The sequence below is a fragment of the Citrobacter sp. CK191 genome (assembly GCF_030333435.1).
Lineage (GTDB): Bacteria > Pseudomonadota > Gammaproteobacteria > Enterobacterales > Enterobacteriaceae > Citrobacter_B > Citrobacter_B koseri.
Map to the genome: position 1 here is coordinate 856,588 of NZ_JAOWFX010000031.1, position 17,931 is coordinate 874,518.

Here is a 17,931-nt window from a genome sequence, read left to right on the forward strand (position 1 = left end):
CCAGTAACCGCAACGCAGGATCAAACGAGACGGGCTAACACGCCTGTTGTACACTGAGCCAAAATAGCGTTGTTTAACCAAGGTGGGACTCGTGGAATTGTTGTCTGAATATGGGTTGTTTTTGGCAAAAATCGTCACTGTCGTGGTGGCAATCGCCGTCATTGTGATGCTGATCGTGAATGCTGCCCAGCGTAAACGCCAGCGTGGGGAGCTGCGGGTAACGAATCTCAGCGAACAATATAAAGAGATGAAGGACGATCTGGCGACGGCGCTGATGGACGGTCATCAACAAAAACTCTGGCATAAAGCGCAGAAAAAGAAGCTGAAGCTGGAGGCAAAAGCGGCGAAAGCGAAAGCAAAGCAGGGGGGAAATGCCGCGACGGAGAAACCTCGTGCCTGGGTGCTGGATTTTAAAGGCAGTATGGATGCCCACGAAGTCAGCGCGCTGCGTGAGGAGGTGACGGCGGTGTTAGCGGCGTTTAAACCGCAGGATCAGGTGGTCGTGCGTCTGGAAAGTCCCGGCGGCGTTGTGCATGGCTATGGCCTGGCGGCTTCGCAATTGCAGCGTCTGCGCGATAAGCAGATCCCGTTGACGGTAACAGTGGACAAAGTCGCCGCCAGCGGCGGTTACATGATGGCCTGTGTGGCCGACAAAATTGTTTCGGCGCCGTTTGCGATTGTCGGCTCTATTGGCGTTGTAGCGCAAATCCCTAACTTTAATCGCTTTTTGAAAGGGAAGGATATCGATATTGAGTTGCACACGGCGGGCCAGTATAAGCGCACGCTAACGCTGCTTGGTGAGAACACGGAGGAAGGGCGTCAGAAATTCCGTGAAGATCTGAATGAAACCCATCACCTGTTTAAGCATTTTGTGCAGCAGATGCGCCCTGTGCTGGATATCGAACTGGTGGCCACAGGCGAGCACTGGTATGGCCAACAGGCGCTGGAGAAAGGTCTGGTGGACGAAATCAACACCAGTGATGACGTCATTCTCCGCTTGATGGACGGTTATGAGGTGTTCAACGTTCGCTTTATGCAGCGTAAGAAATTGATGGATCGGTTTACGGGTAGCGCCGCAGAAAGCGCCGATCGTTTGTTGCTACGCTGGTGGCAGCGCGGACAAAAACCGCTGATGTAAAATTTTCATTGCCCGGTGGCGCTAACGCTTACCGGGCCTACGGACTGTTTTGTAGGCCGGATAAGGAGCCCGGTGGCGCTAACGCTTACCGGGCCTGCGGACTGTTTTGTAGGCCGGATAAGGCGTAGCCGCCATCCGGCAAAACCTTTCCTGCGTTAATCGATCAGGTGATACTTCTCAGAAAGCACATGCGCCAGATGTTTAAACATATTAAACACGGCGGTGCTTTTTGGCGTCGGTAATCCTTGCTCGTCTAAAAAGTAATCGCCACTGAAGACCAGCACGCCGTTTCGTTGCGTCACACCGGTGGCGACAATCCCCGCCAGCGTGTCCTCATGCTCACGAATGATTTTGTTGGCTTCAATCAGCAGTGTTTCACGATCGATAGGTTGGGTGTCTTTATGCATTATTTACTCCTTAAACAAGGACATTAGTCTACGCCGGGCGCTGCTTATGGGCAAATATTCCCTGATAAACACGAAGGTCTTGTAAAGGTGCTGTTACTGGCGAGATTTGTTTTTGCATGCTAATAAAGTTGCGTAACGAATTTTATCAGGTACAGTGTGACGCTTTCGTCAATCTGGCAACAGATTTGCTTGACATTCGACCAAAATTCCGTCGTGCTATAGCGCTTGTGTGCTAAAAAGCCTGTTAACTCAGTCACCTGAGGATCACGTTTCGCGCACCGAGTCAGTACAAGGGGTTGATATCCGCCGACACAGAGACCATATCGGTGTCTCGTCGCCAGTGGAAGGTGAATCAACGTGCGACGCATTCCAGGAAGAATCAATTTAGGTAAAGGTGAATATGGGTAAAGCTCTTGTCATCGTTGAGTCCCCGGCAAAAGCCAAAACGATCAACAAGTATCTGGGTAATGATTACGTGGTTAAGTCCAGCGTCGGTCATATCCGTGATTTGCCGACCAGTGGCTCAGCAGCTAAAAAGAGCGCCGACTCTACCTCCACCAAAACGGCTAAAAAGCCCAAAAAGGATGAACGTGGCGCTCTCGTCAACCGAATGGGGGTTGACCCTTGGCATAACTGGGATGCGCAGTATGAAGTGCTGCCCGGTAAAGAGAAGGTCGTCTCTGAACTGAAACAATTGGCTGAAAAAGCCGACCACATCTATCTCGCAACCGACCTTGACCGCGAAGGGGAAGCCATTGCCTGGCACCTGCGGGAAGTGATCGGGGGTGATGACACGCGCTATAGCCGCGTGGTGTTTAACGAAATAACCAAAAACGCGATTCGCCAGGCGTTTGATAAGCCAGGCGAACTGAATATCGACCGTGTTAACGCGCAGCAGGCGCGCCGCTTTATGGACCGCGTTGTGGGCTATATGGTATCGCCATTGCTGTGGAAAAAAATTGCGCGAGGCCTGTCGGCAGGCCGCGTACAGTCCGTTGCCGTGCGTCTGGTTGTTGAACGCGAACGTGACATCAAAGCGTTCGTACCGGAAGAGTTCTGGGAAGTGAACGCCAGCACAACAACGCCTTCTGGCGATGCCTTGCCGCTTGACGTTACGCACCAGAATGATAAACCGTTCCGTCCGGTTAACCGCGAGCAAACGCTGGCGGCGGTCAGCCTGCTGGAAAAAGCGCGTTACAGCGTACTGGAGCGTGAAGATAAACCGACCAGCAGCAAGCCTGGCGCGCCGTTTATCACGTCGACGCTGCAACAGGCGGCGAGCACGCGTCTGGGCTTTGGCGTGAAAAAAACCATGATGATGGCGCAGCGCTTGTACGAAGCGGGCTACATCACCTACATGCGTACTGACTCCACCAACCTGAGCCAGGATGCGGTAAACATGGTTCGCGGTTATATCAGCGATAGCTTCGGCAAGAAATACCTGCCGGAGAACCCGAACCAGTACGCCAGCAAAGAAAATTCACAGGAAGCGCACGAAGCGATCCGTCCTTCTGATGTCGCGGTGATGGCCGAAGCGCTGAAGGATATGGAAGCGGATGCGCAGAAACTGTATCAGCTGATCTGGCGTCAGTTTGTCGCCTGTCAGATGACGCCAGCCCAGTACGATTCCACCACGCTGACGGTCGGTGCGGGTGATTTCCGTCTGAAAGCGCGTGGCCGCATTCTGCGTTTCGACGGCTGGACGAAAGTCATGCCTGCGCTGCGTAAAGGCGATGAAGACCGGACGTTGCCTGCGGTGAATAAAGGCGATGTGTTGACGCTGGTTGAACTGACCCCGGCGCAGCACTTCACCAAACCACCGGCGCGCTTCAGTGAAGCATCGCTGGTTAAAGAGCTGGAAAAACGCGGTATTGGTCGTCCATCCACCTATGCGTCGATCATCTCGACCATTCAGGATCGCGGTTATGTCCGCGTGGAAAACCGTCGCTTCTATGCTGAAAAAATGGGTGAGATTGTCACCGATCGACTGGAAGAAAACTTCCGCGAGCTGATGAACTACGATTTCACCGCCCAGATGGAAGACCGCCTCGACAAGGTGGCCAGCCACGAAGCCGAGTGGAAAAACGTGCTTGATAACTTCTTCAGCGATTTTACTCAGCAGCTTGATAAAGCGGAGAAAGATCCTGAAGAGGGCGGAATGCGTCCTAACCAGATGGTGCTGACCAGCATTGACTGCCCGACATGCGGGCGCAAAATGGGAATTCGCACCGCCAGCACCGGCGTGTTCCTGGGATGTTCCGGCTATGCGCTGCCGCCGAAAGAGCGCTGCAAAACCACCATCAACCTGGTGCCGGAAAATGAAGTGCTGAACGTACTGGAAGGCGATGATGCGGAAACCAACGCTTTGCGTGCAAAACGTCGTTGCCAGAAATGCGGCACCGCAATGGACAGCTACCTGATCGATCCGAAACGCAAGCTGCATGTCTGCGGTAATAACCCGACCTGCGACGGTTACGAAATCGAAGAGGGCGAGTTCCGTATTAAAGGTTATGACGGCCCGATCGTTGAGTGCGAAAAATGTGGCTCTGAAATGCACCTGAAAATGGGGCGTTTTGGTAAGTACATGGCCTGTACCAACGACGAATGTAAAAATACCCGTAAGATTCTGCGTAACGGTGAAGTCGCGCCGCCGAAAGAAGATCCGGTGCCGTTGCCGGAACTGCCGTGCGAGAAATCGGACGCGTATTTCGTGCTGCGTGACGGCGCCGCAGGGATCTTCCTCGCGGCGAATACCTTCCCTAAATCGCGTGAAACACGTGCGCCGTTAGTGGAAGAGTTGTACCGCTTCCGCGACCGTCTGCCGGAAAAACTGCGTTATCTGGCCGATGCGCCGCAGCAGGACCCGGAAGGCAATAAGACGCTGGTGCGTTTTAGCCGTAAGACGAAACAGCAGTATGTTGCCGCTGAAAAAGACGGGAAAGCGACGGGATGGTCCGCATTCTTCGTTGATGGCAAGTGGGTAGAAGGTAAGAAATAACAGTCACCTGGCTGAATTTCACTTAAGAGGGGTCGCGCAAGCGGCCCTTTTTTATTCCGGGCTTATTATTTTTTCTTCGCATCTATACAGCTCTGATATAAATGATATAGTGGTTATAGTTAACGACTTTTTTATTATTAAATCGTATTAGCAGCGCGTGACGTGCTGCTTATCAAACGATGACATGACGGCGCTAATCTGGATGGTTTAACATGAAATTACAGCAGCTTCGCTACATTGTTGAGGTGGTTAATCACAACCTTAATGTCTCTTCCACCGCCGAAGGGCTTTACACCTCCCAGCCGGGTATCAGTAAGCAAGTTCGTATGCTGGAAGATGAGCTTGGCATCCAGATTTTTGCGCGTAGCGGTAAACACCTGACGCAGGTGACGCCAGCGGGGCAGGAAATTATTCGCATTGCGCGCGAAGTGTTGTCCAAAGTCGATGCCATCAAGTCCGTGGCGGGCGAACACACCTGGCCGGATAAAGGTTCTCTGTATATTGCCACCACGCACACTCAGGCGCGCTATGCGCTGCCAAATGTGATCAAGGGCTTTATTGAGCGCTATCCTCGCGTTTCATTGCATATGCATCAGGGGTCGCCCACGCAAATCGCGGAAGCGGTTTCGAAAGGGAATGCCGACTTCGCTATCGCCACTGAAGCGCTGCACCTGTATGACGATCTGGTGATGCTGCCATGCTACCACTGGAATCGCTCTATCGTCGTCACGCCAGAGCACCCGCTGGCCGCTAAATCATCGGTGACGATTGAGGAACTGGCACAGTATCCGCTGGTGACCTACACCTTTGGCTTTACCGGGCGCTCCGAGCTGGATACCGCGTTTAATCGCGCCGGGCTGACGCCGCGTATTGTCTTTACGGCAACCGATGCGGACGTGATAAAAACATACGTCCGGCTTGGCCTGGGGGTTGGGGTGATTGCCAGCATGGCCGTCGATCCAATTTCCGACCCGGATCTGGTGCGTGTCGATGCGCATGATATTTTCAGCCATAGCACCACGAAAATTGGTTTTCGCCGCAGCACGTTTTTACGCAGCTATATGTACGACTTTATTCAACGCTTTGCGCCGCATCTGACGCGCGATGTTGTGGATACCGCCGTGGCCCTGCGTTCTAACGAAGAAATTGAAGCCATGTTTAACGATATTAAATTACCGGAAAAGTAATCACGCGCGTGAGTTTTCAGGTATCTCCAGACATGAGGAGATACCTGAATAACCACTAAATTTATGGATTATGGTTTTCGTTTTTTCTGCGATCATATTACCTGCATGGTATTCATGGAAAAGCGCCAGTAAAGTAGTTTCGAATTACCCGCCTCGCAAATTCCGCCTTTCAAATATTTATTTCCGGTCAAAAGATTGATTTATTCATGGGAAACGATTCGTAAATTCACTGGATTTTTGACTAAAGTTTCTTTAGGATTTGTCTCATCTGATGATTAATTGTACCGATTGTTTGGTGCTGAAATGATAAGTGATGCCGATTGTATGAGGTTAGCAATGCCTTCTGGAAACCAGGAACCCCGCAGGGACCCCGAGCTTAAACGCAAAGCATGGCTGGCGGTATTCCTCGGCTCTGCGCTGTTCTGGGTTGTGATTGCGCTGGTTATCTGGCAAGTGTGGGGGTAAGTCATGGTTTCGCAGGAACATCAGCAACCCTCAACGCTAGCACGCCAGCCTCGTGATAGCGTGAAGGAAGCGCGGAGCGAATGTGTGACGAATATTCCAGAATCCTGGAAACTCACACAACAGCAACAGGCATTTATTGATTCATTCGCTGAAGATGAGCAACAGAAACAATAATTGGCGATTTTTTTAATCATCATTTCCAGTACAGGTCATTAACATCCCGTACTGTATTTCCTTATACACCACAGCAATAAGCGCTGAGTAAATCTCAGCATAAAGTATTAAACAAATGTCGGTGTAGCCTATGCAAACTGTGAATCTTAAATATTGGTCATGGATTGGGGCGTTCTCAGTATCGCTCTTGTTCTGGGCTCAACTTATCTGGATTGTCTCTTTCTGATCGTATGCCGGTAAATGCCCGATGGCGCAACGTCATCGGGCCTGCGCATGCCGATTCCCGTCCGTAAGGTTTCTCCTCTTTTATCAATTTGGGTTGTTATCAAAACGTTACATTCTGTTTGTGTTATCTTTAATACTAACCCTGAGGAGAGTCAGGGTATCCAACCCTGTTATTAAGGAGGAGCTATGTCGTCAACCCTACGAGAAGCCAGTAAGGACACGTTGCAGGCCAAAGACAAAACCTATCATTACTACAGTCTGCCCCTGGCTGCCAAAAAACTGGGCGATATTACCCGCTTGCCCAAGTCGCTAAAAGTTCTGCTTGAAAACCTGCTGCGCTGGCAGGACGGTGACTCTGTTACCGAAGAAGATATTCAGGCGTTAGCCGGGTGGCTGAAAAAAGCCCATGCCGACCGCGAAATTGCCTATCGACCCGCCCGTGTATTAATGCAGGATTTTACCGGTGTCCCGGCGGTGGTGGATCTGGCCGCCATGCGCGAAGCGGTCAAACGCCTCGGCGGGGATACTGCGAAAGTGAATCCACTATCCCCGGTAGACCTTGTTATTGACCACTCGGTAACGGTCGATCGCTTTGGCGATGATGACGCTTTCGAAGAGAACGTGCGTCTGGAAATGGAACGCAACCACGAGCGTTATGTGTTCCTGAAATGGGGGCAACAGGCTTTTAGTCGCTTCAGCGTGGTGCCGCCAGGTACCGGGATCTGCCACCAGGTGAACCTGGAATACCTTGGCAAGGCCGTCTGGAGCGAATTGCAGGCGGGAGAGTGGGTTGCATACCCGGACACGCTGGTCGGCACCGACTCCCACACCACGATGATCAACGGCCTTGGCGTGCTGGGATGGGGCGTCGGGGGGATTGAAGCGGAAGCCGCGATGCTGGGACAGCCGGTCTCAATGCTCATTCCCGATGTTGTTGGCTTCAAGTTGACCGGTAAGCTGCGTGAAGGTATCACCGCGACCGACCTGGTGCTGACCGTGACCCAGATGCTGCGTAAACACGGCGTCGTTGGTAAATTCGTTGAATTCTACGGCGACGGTCTGGACTCCTTGCCATTGGCCGATCGCGCGACGATAGCAAACATGTCGCCGGAATATGGCGCGACCTGCGGCTTCTTCCCGATTGACGGCATCACCCTCGAATATATGCGTTTAAGCGGCCGTAGCGAGGAGCAGGTTGAGCTGGTCGAAACCTATGCCAAAGCGCAGGGGATGTGGCGAAACCCTGGCGATGAACCTGTTTTCACCAGTTCGCTGGAACTGGATATGGGGGATGTCGAGGCGAGCCTTGCCGGGCCGAAGCGCCCGCAGGATCGGGTTGCGCTGGCGGATGTGCCGAAAGCCTTCGCCGCGAGCACGGAGCTGGAACTGAACACCGCGCAAAAAGACCGGCAGCCAATCGATTATGTTATGAACGGCCATCAATACCAGCTCCCGGACGGCGCTGTCGTGATTGCGGCTATCACCTCCTGTACCAATACTTCAAACCCCAGTGTGCTGATGGCCGCCGGTTTGCTGGCGAAAAAAGCGGTAACGCTGGGACTGAAACGGCAGCCGTGGGTGAAAGCCTCGCTGGCGCCGGGATCGAAAGTGGTCTCGGATTACCTGGCGCAGGCGAAACTCACGCCTTATCTTGATGAGCTTGGCTTTAATCTGGTGGGGTATGGGTGCACCACCTGTATTGGTAACTCCGGCCCACTGCCGGAGCCTATCGAAACGGCAATCAAAAAGGGCGACTTGACGGTGGGCGCGGTACTTTCCGGCAACCGTAACTTTGAAGGCCGAATCCATCCGCTGGTGAAAACCAACTGGCTGGCGTCGCCGCCGCTGGTTGTCGCCTATGCGCTGGCGGGCAATATGAATATTAACCTGGCGAAAGAGCCGCTGGGCCACGATCGCAAAGGCGACCCGGTTTATCTGAAGGATATCTGGCCTTCCGCGCAGGAGATCGCCCGCGCCGTTGAACTGGTGTCGTCGGAAATGTTCCACAAAGAGTATGCCGAGGTTTTTGAAGGGACGCCGGAATGGAAAGCGATCAATGTTGATCGCTCAGACACCTATGGATGGCAGGATGACTCCACCTATATCCGCTTGTCGCCGTTCTTTGACGAAATGCAGGTTCAACCCGATCCGGTGGAGGATATTCATGGCGCCCGTATTCTGGCCATGCTGGGTGATTCCGTCACCACTGACCATATCTCTCCGGCGGGCAGCATAAAGGCGGACAGCCCGGCAGGGCGCTATTTGCAGAATCATGGCGTTGAGCGTCGGGACTTCAACTCCTACGGTTCGCGCCGTGGAAACCATGAAGTGATGATGCGCGGTACGTTCGCGAATATTCGTATCCGCAACGAAATGGTTCCCGGCGTTGAAGGGGGAATGACCCGACATTTGCCGGGGACGGAGGTGATCTCCATCTATGATGCAGCGATGCTGTATCAGCAGGAGAAAACGCCGCTGGCGGTGATTGCGGGTAAAGAGTACGGTTCCGGTTCCAGCCGTGACTGGGCGGCCAAAGGCCCGCGTTTGCTGGGTATTCGCGTCGTGATTGCCGAGTCGTTTGAACGTATTCACCGTTCAAACCTGATTGGTATGGGGATTCTACCGCTGGAGTTCCCGCAGGGCGTTACGCGTAAAACGCTCGGGTTAACCGGTGAGGAGACAATTGATATTGCCAGTTTGCAAAACCTGAAGCCTGGCGCCGCCATTCCGGTGACGTTAACCAAAGTGGATGGCAGCACAGAGGTGATTTCGTGCCGGTGCCGTATCGATACCGCAACTGAATTAACCTACTACCAGAATGACGGCATTCTGCATTATGTGATTCGTAATATGTTGCATTAAGACATAAAAAAGGCCTGATGGCGCGGTGCTCATCAGGCCTTTAATAGCAAAAATTTATTTACCCAATAAATGCCCCATCTTAGCGGCTTTGGTATCCAGATAGTGTTCGTTATTTGGGTTACGGCCAACAATCAGCGGTACGCGCTCAACAATATTGATACCTGCTTCCGTCAGAATTTCGACTTTCTTCGGGTTATTGGTCAGCAGACGGACTTCATCGACGCCCAGCAGTTTAAACATATCGGCACACAGGGTGAAATCACGCTCATCGGCGGCAAACCCCAACTGATGGTTGGCTTCCACGGTATCGTAACCCTGATCCTGCAACGCGTAGGCGCGAATCTTATTGAGCAGGCCAATATTACGTCCTTCCTGACGGTGGTAGAGCAGAATACCGCGACCTTCTTCCGCGATATGCGTCAGCGCCGCCTCTAACTGAAAACCACAATCGCAGCGCAGACTAAACAATGCGTCGCCGGTCAGACATTCTGAATGGACGCGAGCCAGGACAGGGGTTTGACCAGAGATATCGCCATAAACCAGCGCGACGTGGTCGTGTCCGGTTGCCAGTTCTTCAAATCCCACCATCAGGAAATCGCCCCATGGGGTTGGCAGTTTGGCTTCTGCCACTCGTTTAAGCTGCATGTATTTCTCCAGATAATGCTGGTGTCATCGCCAATTGGCTTCTGTATGTTTCTATTTTGCCATAAGGCGGCGGACTTCACCTAATCGCTGCCGTGCGATCGCTTTTGGAATGGCACAAATTTGTCAATTTTCCGGCACGCCAGGTTTTCAGTTATGATTGTGGCACTTATCGACGAAAGGAGAGGTCATGCTTTCGATTGCGAAGCGCACAACCGTAGGCGCTGCTCTGTTGCTTGTGATGCCGGTTAGCGTATGGATTTCAGGCTGGAACTGGCAACCCGGACACTCGGTCTGGTGGTTAAAATCCTTATACTGGGTGACAGAAACGGTGACGCAGCCGTGGGGAATTATTACGCATGTGCTTCTGTGCGCCTGGTTTCTTTGGTGCCTGAGATTTCGCCTGAAAGCCGCAATGATGCTTTTTGCTATTCTGGCCGGTGCGATCCTGCTGGGGCAGGGGGTAAAATCGCTGGTGAAGGAGCGGGTGCAGGAACCCCGCCCCTTTGTTATTTGGCTGGAAAAAACGCACCATATTCCCGTTGATGAGTTCTACACTTTAAAACGTAAAGAACGCGGGCACTTAGTCAAAGAACAGCTGTCCGGGCAGCAGGATATTCCGGCTTTTCTGCGTCAACACTGGCAAAAAGAGACCGGATTCGCGTTTCCTTCCGGGCATACCCTGTTTGCCGCAAGTTGGGCGTTGTTGGCGGTAGGACTATTATGGCCGCGCAGGCGTACCCTTACGATTGCGATTTTGTTAGTCTGGGCGACAAGTGTTATGGGCAGTCGCCTGTTGTTGGGTATGCATTGGCCGCGTGATTTAGTTGTCGCGACGTTGATATCCTGGCTTCTGGTGACGCTGGCGACTTGGCTTGCTCAGCGCATTTGCGGGCCGCTTACGCCACCCGTTGAAGAGGCTCGCGAGATAGCGCAGCGGGAGCAAGAACGTTGACGGTGGTTGATTTTCCGTAATTTGCCCTTAAATCATGAGTGGACAGAACGCTTTTCCGTTTCGCGCGCGTCGCGAAAATGGTAATTTAAAGGGCTGAATGCGGTAAGTTGAACACGATTTATTCGCTCAAACCACATAACGGGAAGTAATGTGAAATATTTACTCATTTTCTTACTGGTGTTGGCGATTTTTGTTATTTCGGTGACATTGGGCGCGCAGAACGATCAACAGGTAACGTTTAATTACCTGCTGGCTCAAGGGGAGTACCGTATTTCTACGTTGCTTGCCGTTTTATTTGCCGCAGGCTTTGCTATTGGTTGGCTAATTTGCGGCCTGTTCTGGCTGCGTGTTCGCGTCTCCCTGGTGCGTGCCGAACGTAAAATCAAACGACTGGAAAACCAGCTTTCGCCTGCGACCGACGTTGCGGTATCTGCCGATTCGTCGGTTGTGAAGGAATAATCATTTATGCTGGAGTTGTTGTTTCTGCTTTTACCTGTAGCGGCAGCCTATGGCTGGTATATGGGTCGCAGAAGTGCGCAACAAACAAAACAGGACGAAGCTAACCGTCTTTCTCGCGACTATGTGGCGGGGGTTAACTTCCTCCTGAGCAACCAACAGGATAAAGCGGTGGATCTGTTCCTCGACATGCTGAAAGAGGATACCGGCACCGTTGAGGCTCATCTCACTCTTGGAAACCTGTTTCGCTCTCGCGGTGAAGTAGACCGCGCCATCCGCATCCACCAGACCTTAATGGAAAGCGCGTCGCTGACTTATGAGCAGCGTCTGCTGGCTGTGCAGCAACTGGGGCGTGATTACATGGCGGCCGGGTTGTATGACCGGGCGGAAGATATGTTCAACCAGCTTACGGATGAAACGGATTTCCGCGTAGGGGCGTTGCAACAGCTGTTGCAAATTTATCAGGCGACCAGCGACTGGCAGAAAGCGATTGATGTGGCTGAGCGGCTGGTGAAGCTCGGCAAAGACAAACAGCGCATTGAGATCGCACATTTCTATTGTGAGCTGGCGCTGCAACAGATGGGCTGCGATGATATGGATCGCGCCATGACGTTGCTGAAAAAAGGCGCCGCCGCAGACAAAAACAGCGCCCGTGTTTCTATCATGATGGGCCGTGTGTTTATGGCAAAGGGGGAATACGCCAAAGCGGTGGAGAGCTTACAGCGGGTTATCTCCCAGGATAAAGAACTGGTCAGTGAAACGCTGGAGATGTTGCAGACGTGCTATCAACAGCTTGGTAAAAATGATGAATGGGCGGAGTTCTTACGTCGGGCCGTGGAAGAAAACACCGGCGCCGCCGCTGAGTTGATGCTTGCCGATATTCTGGAAGCGCGGGAAGGGCACGACACTGCGCAGGTCTATATCACTCGCCAGTTACAGCGCCATCCGACCATGCGGGTGTTTCATAAGCTGATGGATTATCACCTCAATGAGGCAGAAGAAGGACGCGCGAAAGAGAGCCTGATGGTGCTGCGTGATATGGTCGGTGAGCAGGTGCGCAGCAAACCGCGTTATCGCTGCCAGAAGTGTGGGTTTACCGCCTATACCATGTACTGGCATTGTCCTTCCTGCCGGGCGTGGTCGACGATTAAACCTATTCGCGGCCTCGACGGGCAGTAGTTTTAAAAAAGTCTGCATTTTAGTTACAACATACTGTTGATTTTTACCTGTCCCTCACACGGGCATCCGGGCAATATCGCCTCGCAGGGGTATAATCGCGCCTGTTCATTTTGCCCTTGCGCAGGTAGAATGCACGCCGTTTACCCATTTCGCGCCGCACCCGGTGCCCATCATCAAGAAGGTCTGGTCATGACGTTTACTGCTTCATCTTCTTCCCGCGCTGTTACCGATTCTCCTGTCGTTGTTGCTCTGGATTACAATAATCGTGATAACGCGCTGGCTTTCGTCGACAGAATCGACCCGCGTGATTGCCGCCTGAAAGTCGGCAAAGAGATGTTCACGCTGTTCGGCCCGCAGTTGGTTCGTGATTTGCAGCAGCGCGGCTTCGATATCTTTCTTGACCTGAAATTTCATGATATTCCAAATACCACGGCACATGCCGTTGCGGCGGCGGCAGATCTGGGCGTATGGATGGTTAACGTCCATGCGTCGGGTGGGGCGCGAATGATGACCGCAGCGCGCGAAGCCTTACTGCCGCTGGGTAAGGATGCGCCATTGCTGATTGCTGTGACGGTACTGACCAGCATGGAAGCCAGCGATCTGGCGGATCTTGGCGTGACGTTGTCACCGGCTGATCATGCGGAACGTCTGGCGCGCCTGACGCAAAATTGCGGGCTGGATGGCGTGGTCTGCTCGGCGCAGGAAGCGGTGCGCTTTAAGCAGGAATTTGGCACAGAGTTTAAGCTGGTAACGCCGGGTATCCGCCCTCAGGGATCTGACGCTGGCGATCAGCGCCGTATCATGACGCCGGAACAGGCGCTGGCGGCGGGCGTGGACTATATGGTTATAGGACGACCGGTTACGCAGTCTGCTGACCCTGCGCAAACCCTGAAGGCCATTAATGCATCACTGAAACGGGGAGCCTGATGAACAATTCTGACAGCCGTCTGGTCTATTCCACGGAAACGGGCCGGATTGACGAACCGAAAGCGGCGGTTGAACGCCCAAAGGGTGATGGTATCGTCCGTATTCAGCGCCAGACCAGCGGGCGGAAAGGTAAGGGTGTGTGCCTTGTTACCGGCATTGATATGGATGATGCTGAACTGACCAAACTGGCCGCAGAGCTGAAGAAAAAATGCGGCTGCGGTGGGGCGGTTAAAGAGGGAATAATTGAAATTCAGGGCGATAAGCGCGATCTGATTAAATCATTACTGGAAGCCAAAGGAATGAAAGTTAAACTGGCTGGCGGCTAATGAAAAAAGCCACGATAGTTATTTATCGTGGCTTTAAATTTCACTGTGTATATTTAGAGTAAAGACCTGTAAAGAATTACCGTATTATTATTTCGAGCCGGTCGACCGTAGATTATTTACCTACCTGATGGCCGATAACACCACCTACCGCAGCCCCGCCTAGCGTACCCAGCGTGCTACCGTCAGTTAAAATAGCACCGCCCAACGCCCCAGCCCCTGCACCGATCGCAGTGTTACGGTCACGTTTAGACCAATTAGAGCAAGCGCTCAGAGACATCGCCAGGGTAATTGCCAGAACAGCGGCGGTCATTTTTTTGCTCGTCATAAACATAATACTTTCTCCTGAATAATTGATTCACGGAAGTAAGTTCTCTTTAATTATAGCTAAAATGATGTTCATTAAAGCCATTAAAGAGACTGTCCGCAAAACCTTGTTGCGCAGGGGTAACAGCTTAAAATCACGCAGGTGATAGTCACTTCCTGTTATATCGCTAATATAAATTTTACGACTTTACCCTGTTAATAACAGGTAAATAGTCTTAATTAGATTGTCGGAAAAATCTCAGAGGGGAGAGATGATTTGCCATCTGGCAAATCATCTGCAATGCGCTCAGGCACGAGGTTCGATGATGTTCACCGTCAGCCCGGTGCGTTCCAGTTGCATTTGATGGTCCGCACTTATTCTGGAATCGGTGATAACGCGGCTAAAACGTGTTAACGGCCCCAGCGTATAAGGATGTACTGCGCCGAATTTAGAGCTGTCCGTCAGAACAATGGCTTCAGAGCCTTTTTCCAGTACGGCGTTAACCACATCCGATCGCATCATGTCCCGTCCGGTAAAACCGGTATCCGGCTGCCAGCCATCGATACCGATGAAGGCCTTACTGAAGTGAACCTGCTGGATAAACTGGCGGGTCAATGGCCCGACCATACTTTCACTTTTTTTCTGGTAGATTCCGCCAAGGAGGATCACTTCGCACGGCGTCTCTTTGAGCAAGTGAGCGATATAGCTACTCACCGTAATAATGGTGACATCCTTTTGTTCCGCTAACGTTCTGGCCAGCAGGGCATTGCTGCTGCCGTTTTCAATAAATACGGATTCGCCGGGGCTGACCAGTGATGCGGCAAATTCAGCCAGTTCGCGTTTGAGCGTGTAATTGGTCATCATGCGCGTTTCGACGTCATCGCTGTCCAGCGAGACGGCAAAACCATGCGCACGGCGCAGATAGCTCTGTTTTTCCAGGGTGTTAAGATCCTGTCGGATCGTGACTTCAGAGACGCCGGTGATTTTTGCCAGTTCAGCCACGCTCATCTGGCCTTTATCAATGACCATTTGCAAAATTGATTGTTGTCGGGAATTCATAATTTTAATTTTTATAACGGTATCAGTACCGGGGAGTATAAGGGATGCTGCGTTTCCTGAGTCAGGTGCCACGAAAAGCTCGCGTCACTTAGATCTCCCACGGAGCCCGGGGTTTCGTCGAGGAGGCGTCGGTATCTTCTTTCACCTGACTTAACAACTCCGCTTTAAGAATTTCAAGGTTGTGGATGGCAGAGTGGTAATCGCCAGCAACAAGGATATCCAGCACGGTATCAATGCGTTCGGCAACACGTTGGGCGTCGATATCAGACATGGTTATCATCCTTACGTCAAAAATGTATGAATTTCATGATGCAAAAAATAATGCCAAAAGAGAAGGGGAAAAACAGGATTCGCCAAAACCATTGGGTAATATTATATATTCTGTTATTACATGCAGATAAGTTTGTTACCAGAGGTCTCTTACTCTGTCCCGAACGCCTGTTTTTTGCCCACCTCAGCGCATCTTTTTATTCAGATAACGTTTGTACCAGCGTTCAAAAGCGGCGGCGGGCATGGGTTTGGCAAACAGGAACCCCTGGCGCTCGTTGACGCCATTCTTGGTTAAAAACGCATCTTCTTTTGCGCTTTCGACGCCTTCCGCAATCACCTGTAGATTTAACGCCTGCGCTACGGCGACGATCGCGCGTACTAACGATTGCGAAACCGACCGCTTATGAATGTCTCTGACAAACGTCTGATCCAGCTTGACCGCATCAATGGGGAAGCGGGCAAGCTGAGAAAGCGACGAGTAGCCGGTGCCAAAATCGTCCAGATGTATCTGCGCGCCAAGCTGGCTGAATTGCTGGATGACGGTCAGCGCCAGTTCTTCGTTTTCAATCAAACAGCTTTCTGTCAGTTCGACATCAATCGGGCAATATTCGAAGTTCAGTTCATGAAGCACCTGCTTCAGGTCGGTAAAAATAGTTTGATCCGCGAGCTGGCGGGCGGATACGTTCACCGCGACGCGCAGGTTGATGCCTTTGCTGCGCCATTTGGCGACCTGCCGTACAACATCCATCATCACCCATCGCCCCAGCGGGACAATCAGCCCAGACTCTTCGGCGTAGGAGATAAACTCCAGCGGGGGAATTAACCCGCGTTCCGGTGATTGCCAGCGCACCAGCGCTTCGAGGCTGCGGACTTCGCCGCGCCAGGTCATCTTCGGCTGGTAGTGGATCAGGAGCTGATCGTTTTCCAGCGCTTTGCGCAGATTGGTGTCCAGCCAAAGATACTCAAAGACGCGCTGGTTCATCTCGGGAGAGAACACGCAAAACTGTCCACGTCCGCCTTCTTTCGCGGTGTACATTGCGGTATCCGCATTACGAATCACGCTTTCGCTGTCATGCCCGTGCTGCGGCGCAAGGGCGATACCGATAGAACAGCCGGTATACACCTCGATAAGGCCAATGCGAAAGGGTTGACGCAAGCGTGTGAGAATTCGCGATGCCATGGCCTCCAGCGACCCTTGCGAAGTCTGCGTGGCGAGAACGATAAACTCATCGCCGCCGAGGCGGGCCAGCAGTTGATTCTCCTCAAGGCAACTCAGGATCGCCAGCGAGACGGCCTGTAGCAGCTGGTCTCCAAACATATGCCCGTAGGCGTCGTTCACCCTTTTGAAGTTGTCCAGGTCCAGATAGACGATACCAACCTGATTGTCGCCCGCGTTTTCAATGGCATCGTTAATCAGCTCATGAATGGCATTCCGGTTAGGCAGCCCGGTGATTGTGTCCGTATTCGCCAGTACGCGTAAACGCTCCTGCGTACGCCGCTCCTCGGTAATGTCGGTGCCTGAACAGATTAAAAAGATTTCGTTCTTACCGCTGCCGCTATGGACAAATTTATTCCGAAACAGAAACAGGCGCTGGCCTTTGCGGGTCTTTACCCAGCGTTCGATCTCATAAGAGTTGCCGTTGCGGAAAAAACCGCTGATGTTGCGCCTGGAGGCTGCGGCTTCGCGCCGGCTCATAAATAATTTGAAGACGCTTTGCCCAATGACGTCATGCTCTTTTAACCCGGTGTATTCTTCGCAAAGACGGTTAAAACGCTGGATATTCCCGCGGCTGTCAAGGATCACGATCGCTGAGTTGGCCTCTGATACCACCTGCTCGGCAAAGGAAAGTCCCAGAACGGCCTCCTGCGTATCTGAGGGCGCATCATGCCAGACCGATACGTTTCCTGCCCATTCGCGCTTGTTGATTTTTCGCCCGACAAGTTGCACGGGAACGGCATTATGTTCACCGGGAAGGGTGAGTAACAGGCTTGACGTGATGACGGTCATCTCCCGGATGCGGTCAGCCTGCTCGGAAGATAACGCAACGGTCTGGTCAGCGTCGGCAGCCTCAGTCGCGGATAAACGCAGGGTGTCGCAGTCATCCGATAAACGCCAGTAAGGGCTATGGGTTCCCAAATCGCTAAACAATGAAACAGGCTCCAGAACGTCTTTCATGATGCTTACCATCCCGTTTAAAGCGCATACAGCCTCAGGAGAAAGGTTAGCCATGATTCGTACGAGGTAATTATGGCTGAACATATTGTTTTACTTATGTATTTATATGTAATCCAGATTCAGAAAAAAGCATAGCGAGCGGATAAAAATAATTCTGAACGGATGAGTGAAGTGTAGCGTG

General features: G+C 52.2%; 18 protein-coding genes. 12 read left to right on the forward strand and 6 right to left on the reverse strand.

The window, feature by feature from the left end; genetic code table 11:
* Window positions 1-91 precede the first annotated feature (91 nt).
* Complete coding sequence (sohB, locus tag OGV82_RS15715; protein WP_047463542.1) at window positions 92-1,138, forward strand: protease SohB; 1,047 nt, start codon at window positions 92-94, stop codon at window positions 1,136-1,138.
* Window positions 1,139-1,293: 155 nt separating this feature from the next.
* On the opposite strand, the gene OGV82_RS15720 is transcribed toward sohB, so the two are convergent.
* Window positions 1,294-1,545 carry a YciN family protein gene (locus OGV82_RS15720; RefSeq protein WP_003020616.1) on the reverse strand — a complete coding sequence of 84 codons (252 nt, stop codon included), beginning with the start codon at window positions 1,543-1,545 and terminating at the stop codon, window positions 1,294-1,296.
* A 400-nt stretch (window positions 1,546-1,945) separates the two neighbouring features.
* Between OGV82_RS15720 and topA the strand changes: the two genes are divergently transcribed.
* The 6 genes from topA (at window position 1,946) to acnA (ending at window position 9,456) form a co-directional block, all read left to right on the forward strand.
* Entirely contained in the window at window positions 1,946-4,543 is a 2,598-nt protein-coding gene (gene topA, locus OGV82_RS15725; RefSeq protein ID WP_047463544.1) for a type I DNA topoisomerase, read from the forward strand.
* A 212-nt stretch (window positions 4,544-4,755) separates the two neighbouring features.
* Window positions 4,756-5,730 carry an HTH-type transcriptional regulator CysB gene (cysB, locus tag OGV82_RS15730; RefSeq protein WP_012132231.1) on the forward strand — a complete coding sequence of 325 codons (975 nt, stop codon included), beginning with the start codon at window positions 4,756-4,758 and terminating at the stop codon, window positions 5,728-5,730.
* Window positions 5,731-6,033: 303 nt separating this feature from the next.
* On the forward strand, window positions 6,034-6,195 hold the full coding sequence (locus OGV82_RS15735) for a YmiA family putative membrane protein (protein ID WP_012132233.1): 162 nt from the start codon (window positions 6,034-6,036) through the stop codon (window positions 6,193-6,195).
* A 3-nt stretch (window positions 6,196-6,198) separates the two neighbouring features.
* Window positions 6,199-6,369 carry a YciX family protein gene (locus OGV82_RS15740; RefSeq protein WP_180961897.1) on the forward strand — a complete coding sequence of 57 codons (171 nt, stop codon included), beginning with the start codon at window positions 6,199-6,201 and terminating at the stop codon, window positions 6,367-6,369.
* Between the two features lie 130 nt (window positions 6,370-6,499).
* Window positions 6,500-6,595, forward strand: a complete 96-nt coding sequence (gene ymiC, locus OGV82_RS15745) for a small membrane protein YmiC (RefSeq protein ID WP_223849120.1) — start codon at window positions 6,500-6,502, stop codon at window positions 6,593-6,595.
* Window positions 6,596-6,780: 185 nt separating this feature from the next.
* Window positions 6,781-9,456 (forward strand): aconitate hydratase AcnA, encoded by a 2,676-nt coding sequence (acnA, locus tag OGV82_RS15750; protein WP_047463548.1) that lies wholly within the window; start codon window positions 6,781-6,783, stop codon window positions 9,454-9,456.
* Window positions 9,457-9,510: 54 nt separating this feature from the next.
* Here the strand turns inward: acnA and ribA are convergent, their stop codons facing one another.
* Window positions 9,511-10,101: a GTP cyclohydrolase II gene (gene ribA, locus OGV82_RS15755; RefSeq protein WP_012132238.1), complete on the reverse strand. Its 591-nt coding sequence runs from the start codon at window positions 10,099-10,101 to the stop codon at window positions 9,511-9,513.
* Between the two features lie 187 nt (window positions 10,102-10,288).
* On the opposite strand from ribA, the gene pgpB reads away from it, so the two are divergent.
* The 5 genes from pgpB to yciH all read left to right on the forward strand — a co-directional run bounded on the left by pgpB (window position 10,289) and on the right by yciH (window position 13,941).
* Complete coding sequence (pgpB, locus tag OGV82_RS15760; RefSeq protein WP_012132240.1) at window positions 10,289-11,053, forward strand: phosphatidylglycerophosphatase B; 765 nt, start codon at window positions 10,289-10,291, stop codon at window positions 11,051-11,053.
* A gap of 150 nt (window positions 11,054-11,203) precedes the next feature.
* The gene (lapA, locus tag OGV82_RS15765; protein WP_047463550.1) at window positions 11,204-11,512 is read left to right on the forward strand and encodes a lipopolysaccharide assembly protein LapA; all 309 of its coding nucleotides are present in this window, start codon (window positions 11,204-11,206) and stop codon (window positions 11,510-11,512) included.
* 6 nt (window positions 11,513-11,518) lie between these two features.
* Window positions 11,519-12,688: a lipopolysaccharide assembly protein LapB gene (gene lapB / locus OGV82_RS15770; RefSeq protein ID WP_012132243.1), complete on the forward strand. Its 1,170-nt coding sequence runs from the start codon at window positions 11,519-11,521 to the stop codon at window positions 12,686-12,688.
* A 189-nt stretch (window positions 12,689-12,877) separates the two neighbouring features.
* Window positions 12,878-13,615, forward strand: coding sequence for an orotidine-5'-phosphate decarboxylase (pyrF, locus tag OGV82_RS15775; protein WP_047463553.1), 738 nt, complete (start codon window positions 12,878-12,880; stop codon window positions 13,613-13,615).
* Window positions 13,615-13,941, forward strand: coding sequence for a stress response translation initiation inhibitor YciH (yciH, locus tag OGV82_RS15780; protein ID WP_012132245.1), 327 nt, complete (start codon window positions 13,615-13,617; stop codon window positions 13,939-13,941). Before pyrF ends, yciH begins: the two co-directional genes overlap by 1 nt.
* A gap of 112 nt (window positions 13,942-14,053) precedes the next feature.
* Here the strand turns inward: yciH and osmB are convergent, their stop codons facing one another.
* The 4 genes from osmB to pdeR all read right to left on the reverse strand — a co-directional run bounded on the left by osmB (window position 14,054) and on the right by pdeR (window position 17,750).
* The gene (osmB, locus tag OGV82_RS15785) at window positions 14,054-14,272 is read right to left on the reverse strand and encodes an osmotically-inducible lipoprotein OsmB (protein WP_012132246.1); all 219 of its coding nucleotides are present in this window, start codon (window positions 14,270-14,272) and stop codon (window positions 14,054-14,056) included.
* Window positions 14,273-14,551: 279 nt separating this feature from the next.
* Complete coding sequence (gene yciT, locus OGV82_RS15790) at window positions 14,552-15,304, reverse strand: DNA-binding transcriptional regulator YciT (RefSeq protein WP_024130303.1); 753 nt, start codon at window positions 15,302-15,304, stop codon at window positions 14,552-14,554.
* Window positions 15,305-15,392: 88 nt separating this feature from the next.
* Window positions 15,393-15,575 carry a YciZ family protein gene (locus OGV82_RS15795; RefSeq protein WP_024130304.1) on the reverse strand — a complete coding sequence of 61 codons (183 nt, stop codon included), beginning with the start codon at window positions 15,573-15,575 and terminating at the stop codon, window positions 15,393-15,395.
* A gap of 183 nt (window positions 15,576-15,758) precedes the next feature.
* Complete coding sequence (gene pdeR / locus OGV82_RS15800) at window positions 15,759-17,750, reverse strand: cyclic di-GMP phosphodiesterase (RefSeq protein WP_047463555.1); 1,992 nt, start codon at window positions 17,748-17,750, stop codon at window positions 15,759-15,761.
* Window positions 17,751-17,931: the final 181 nt, after the last annotated feature.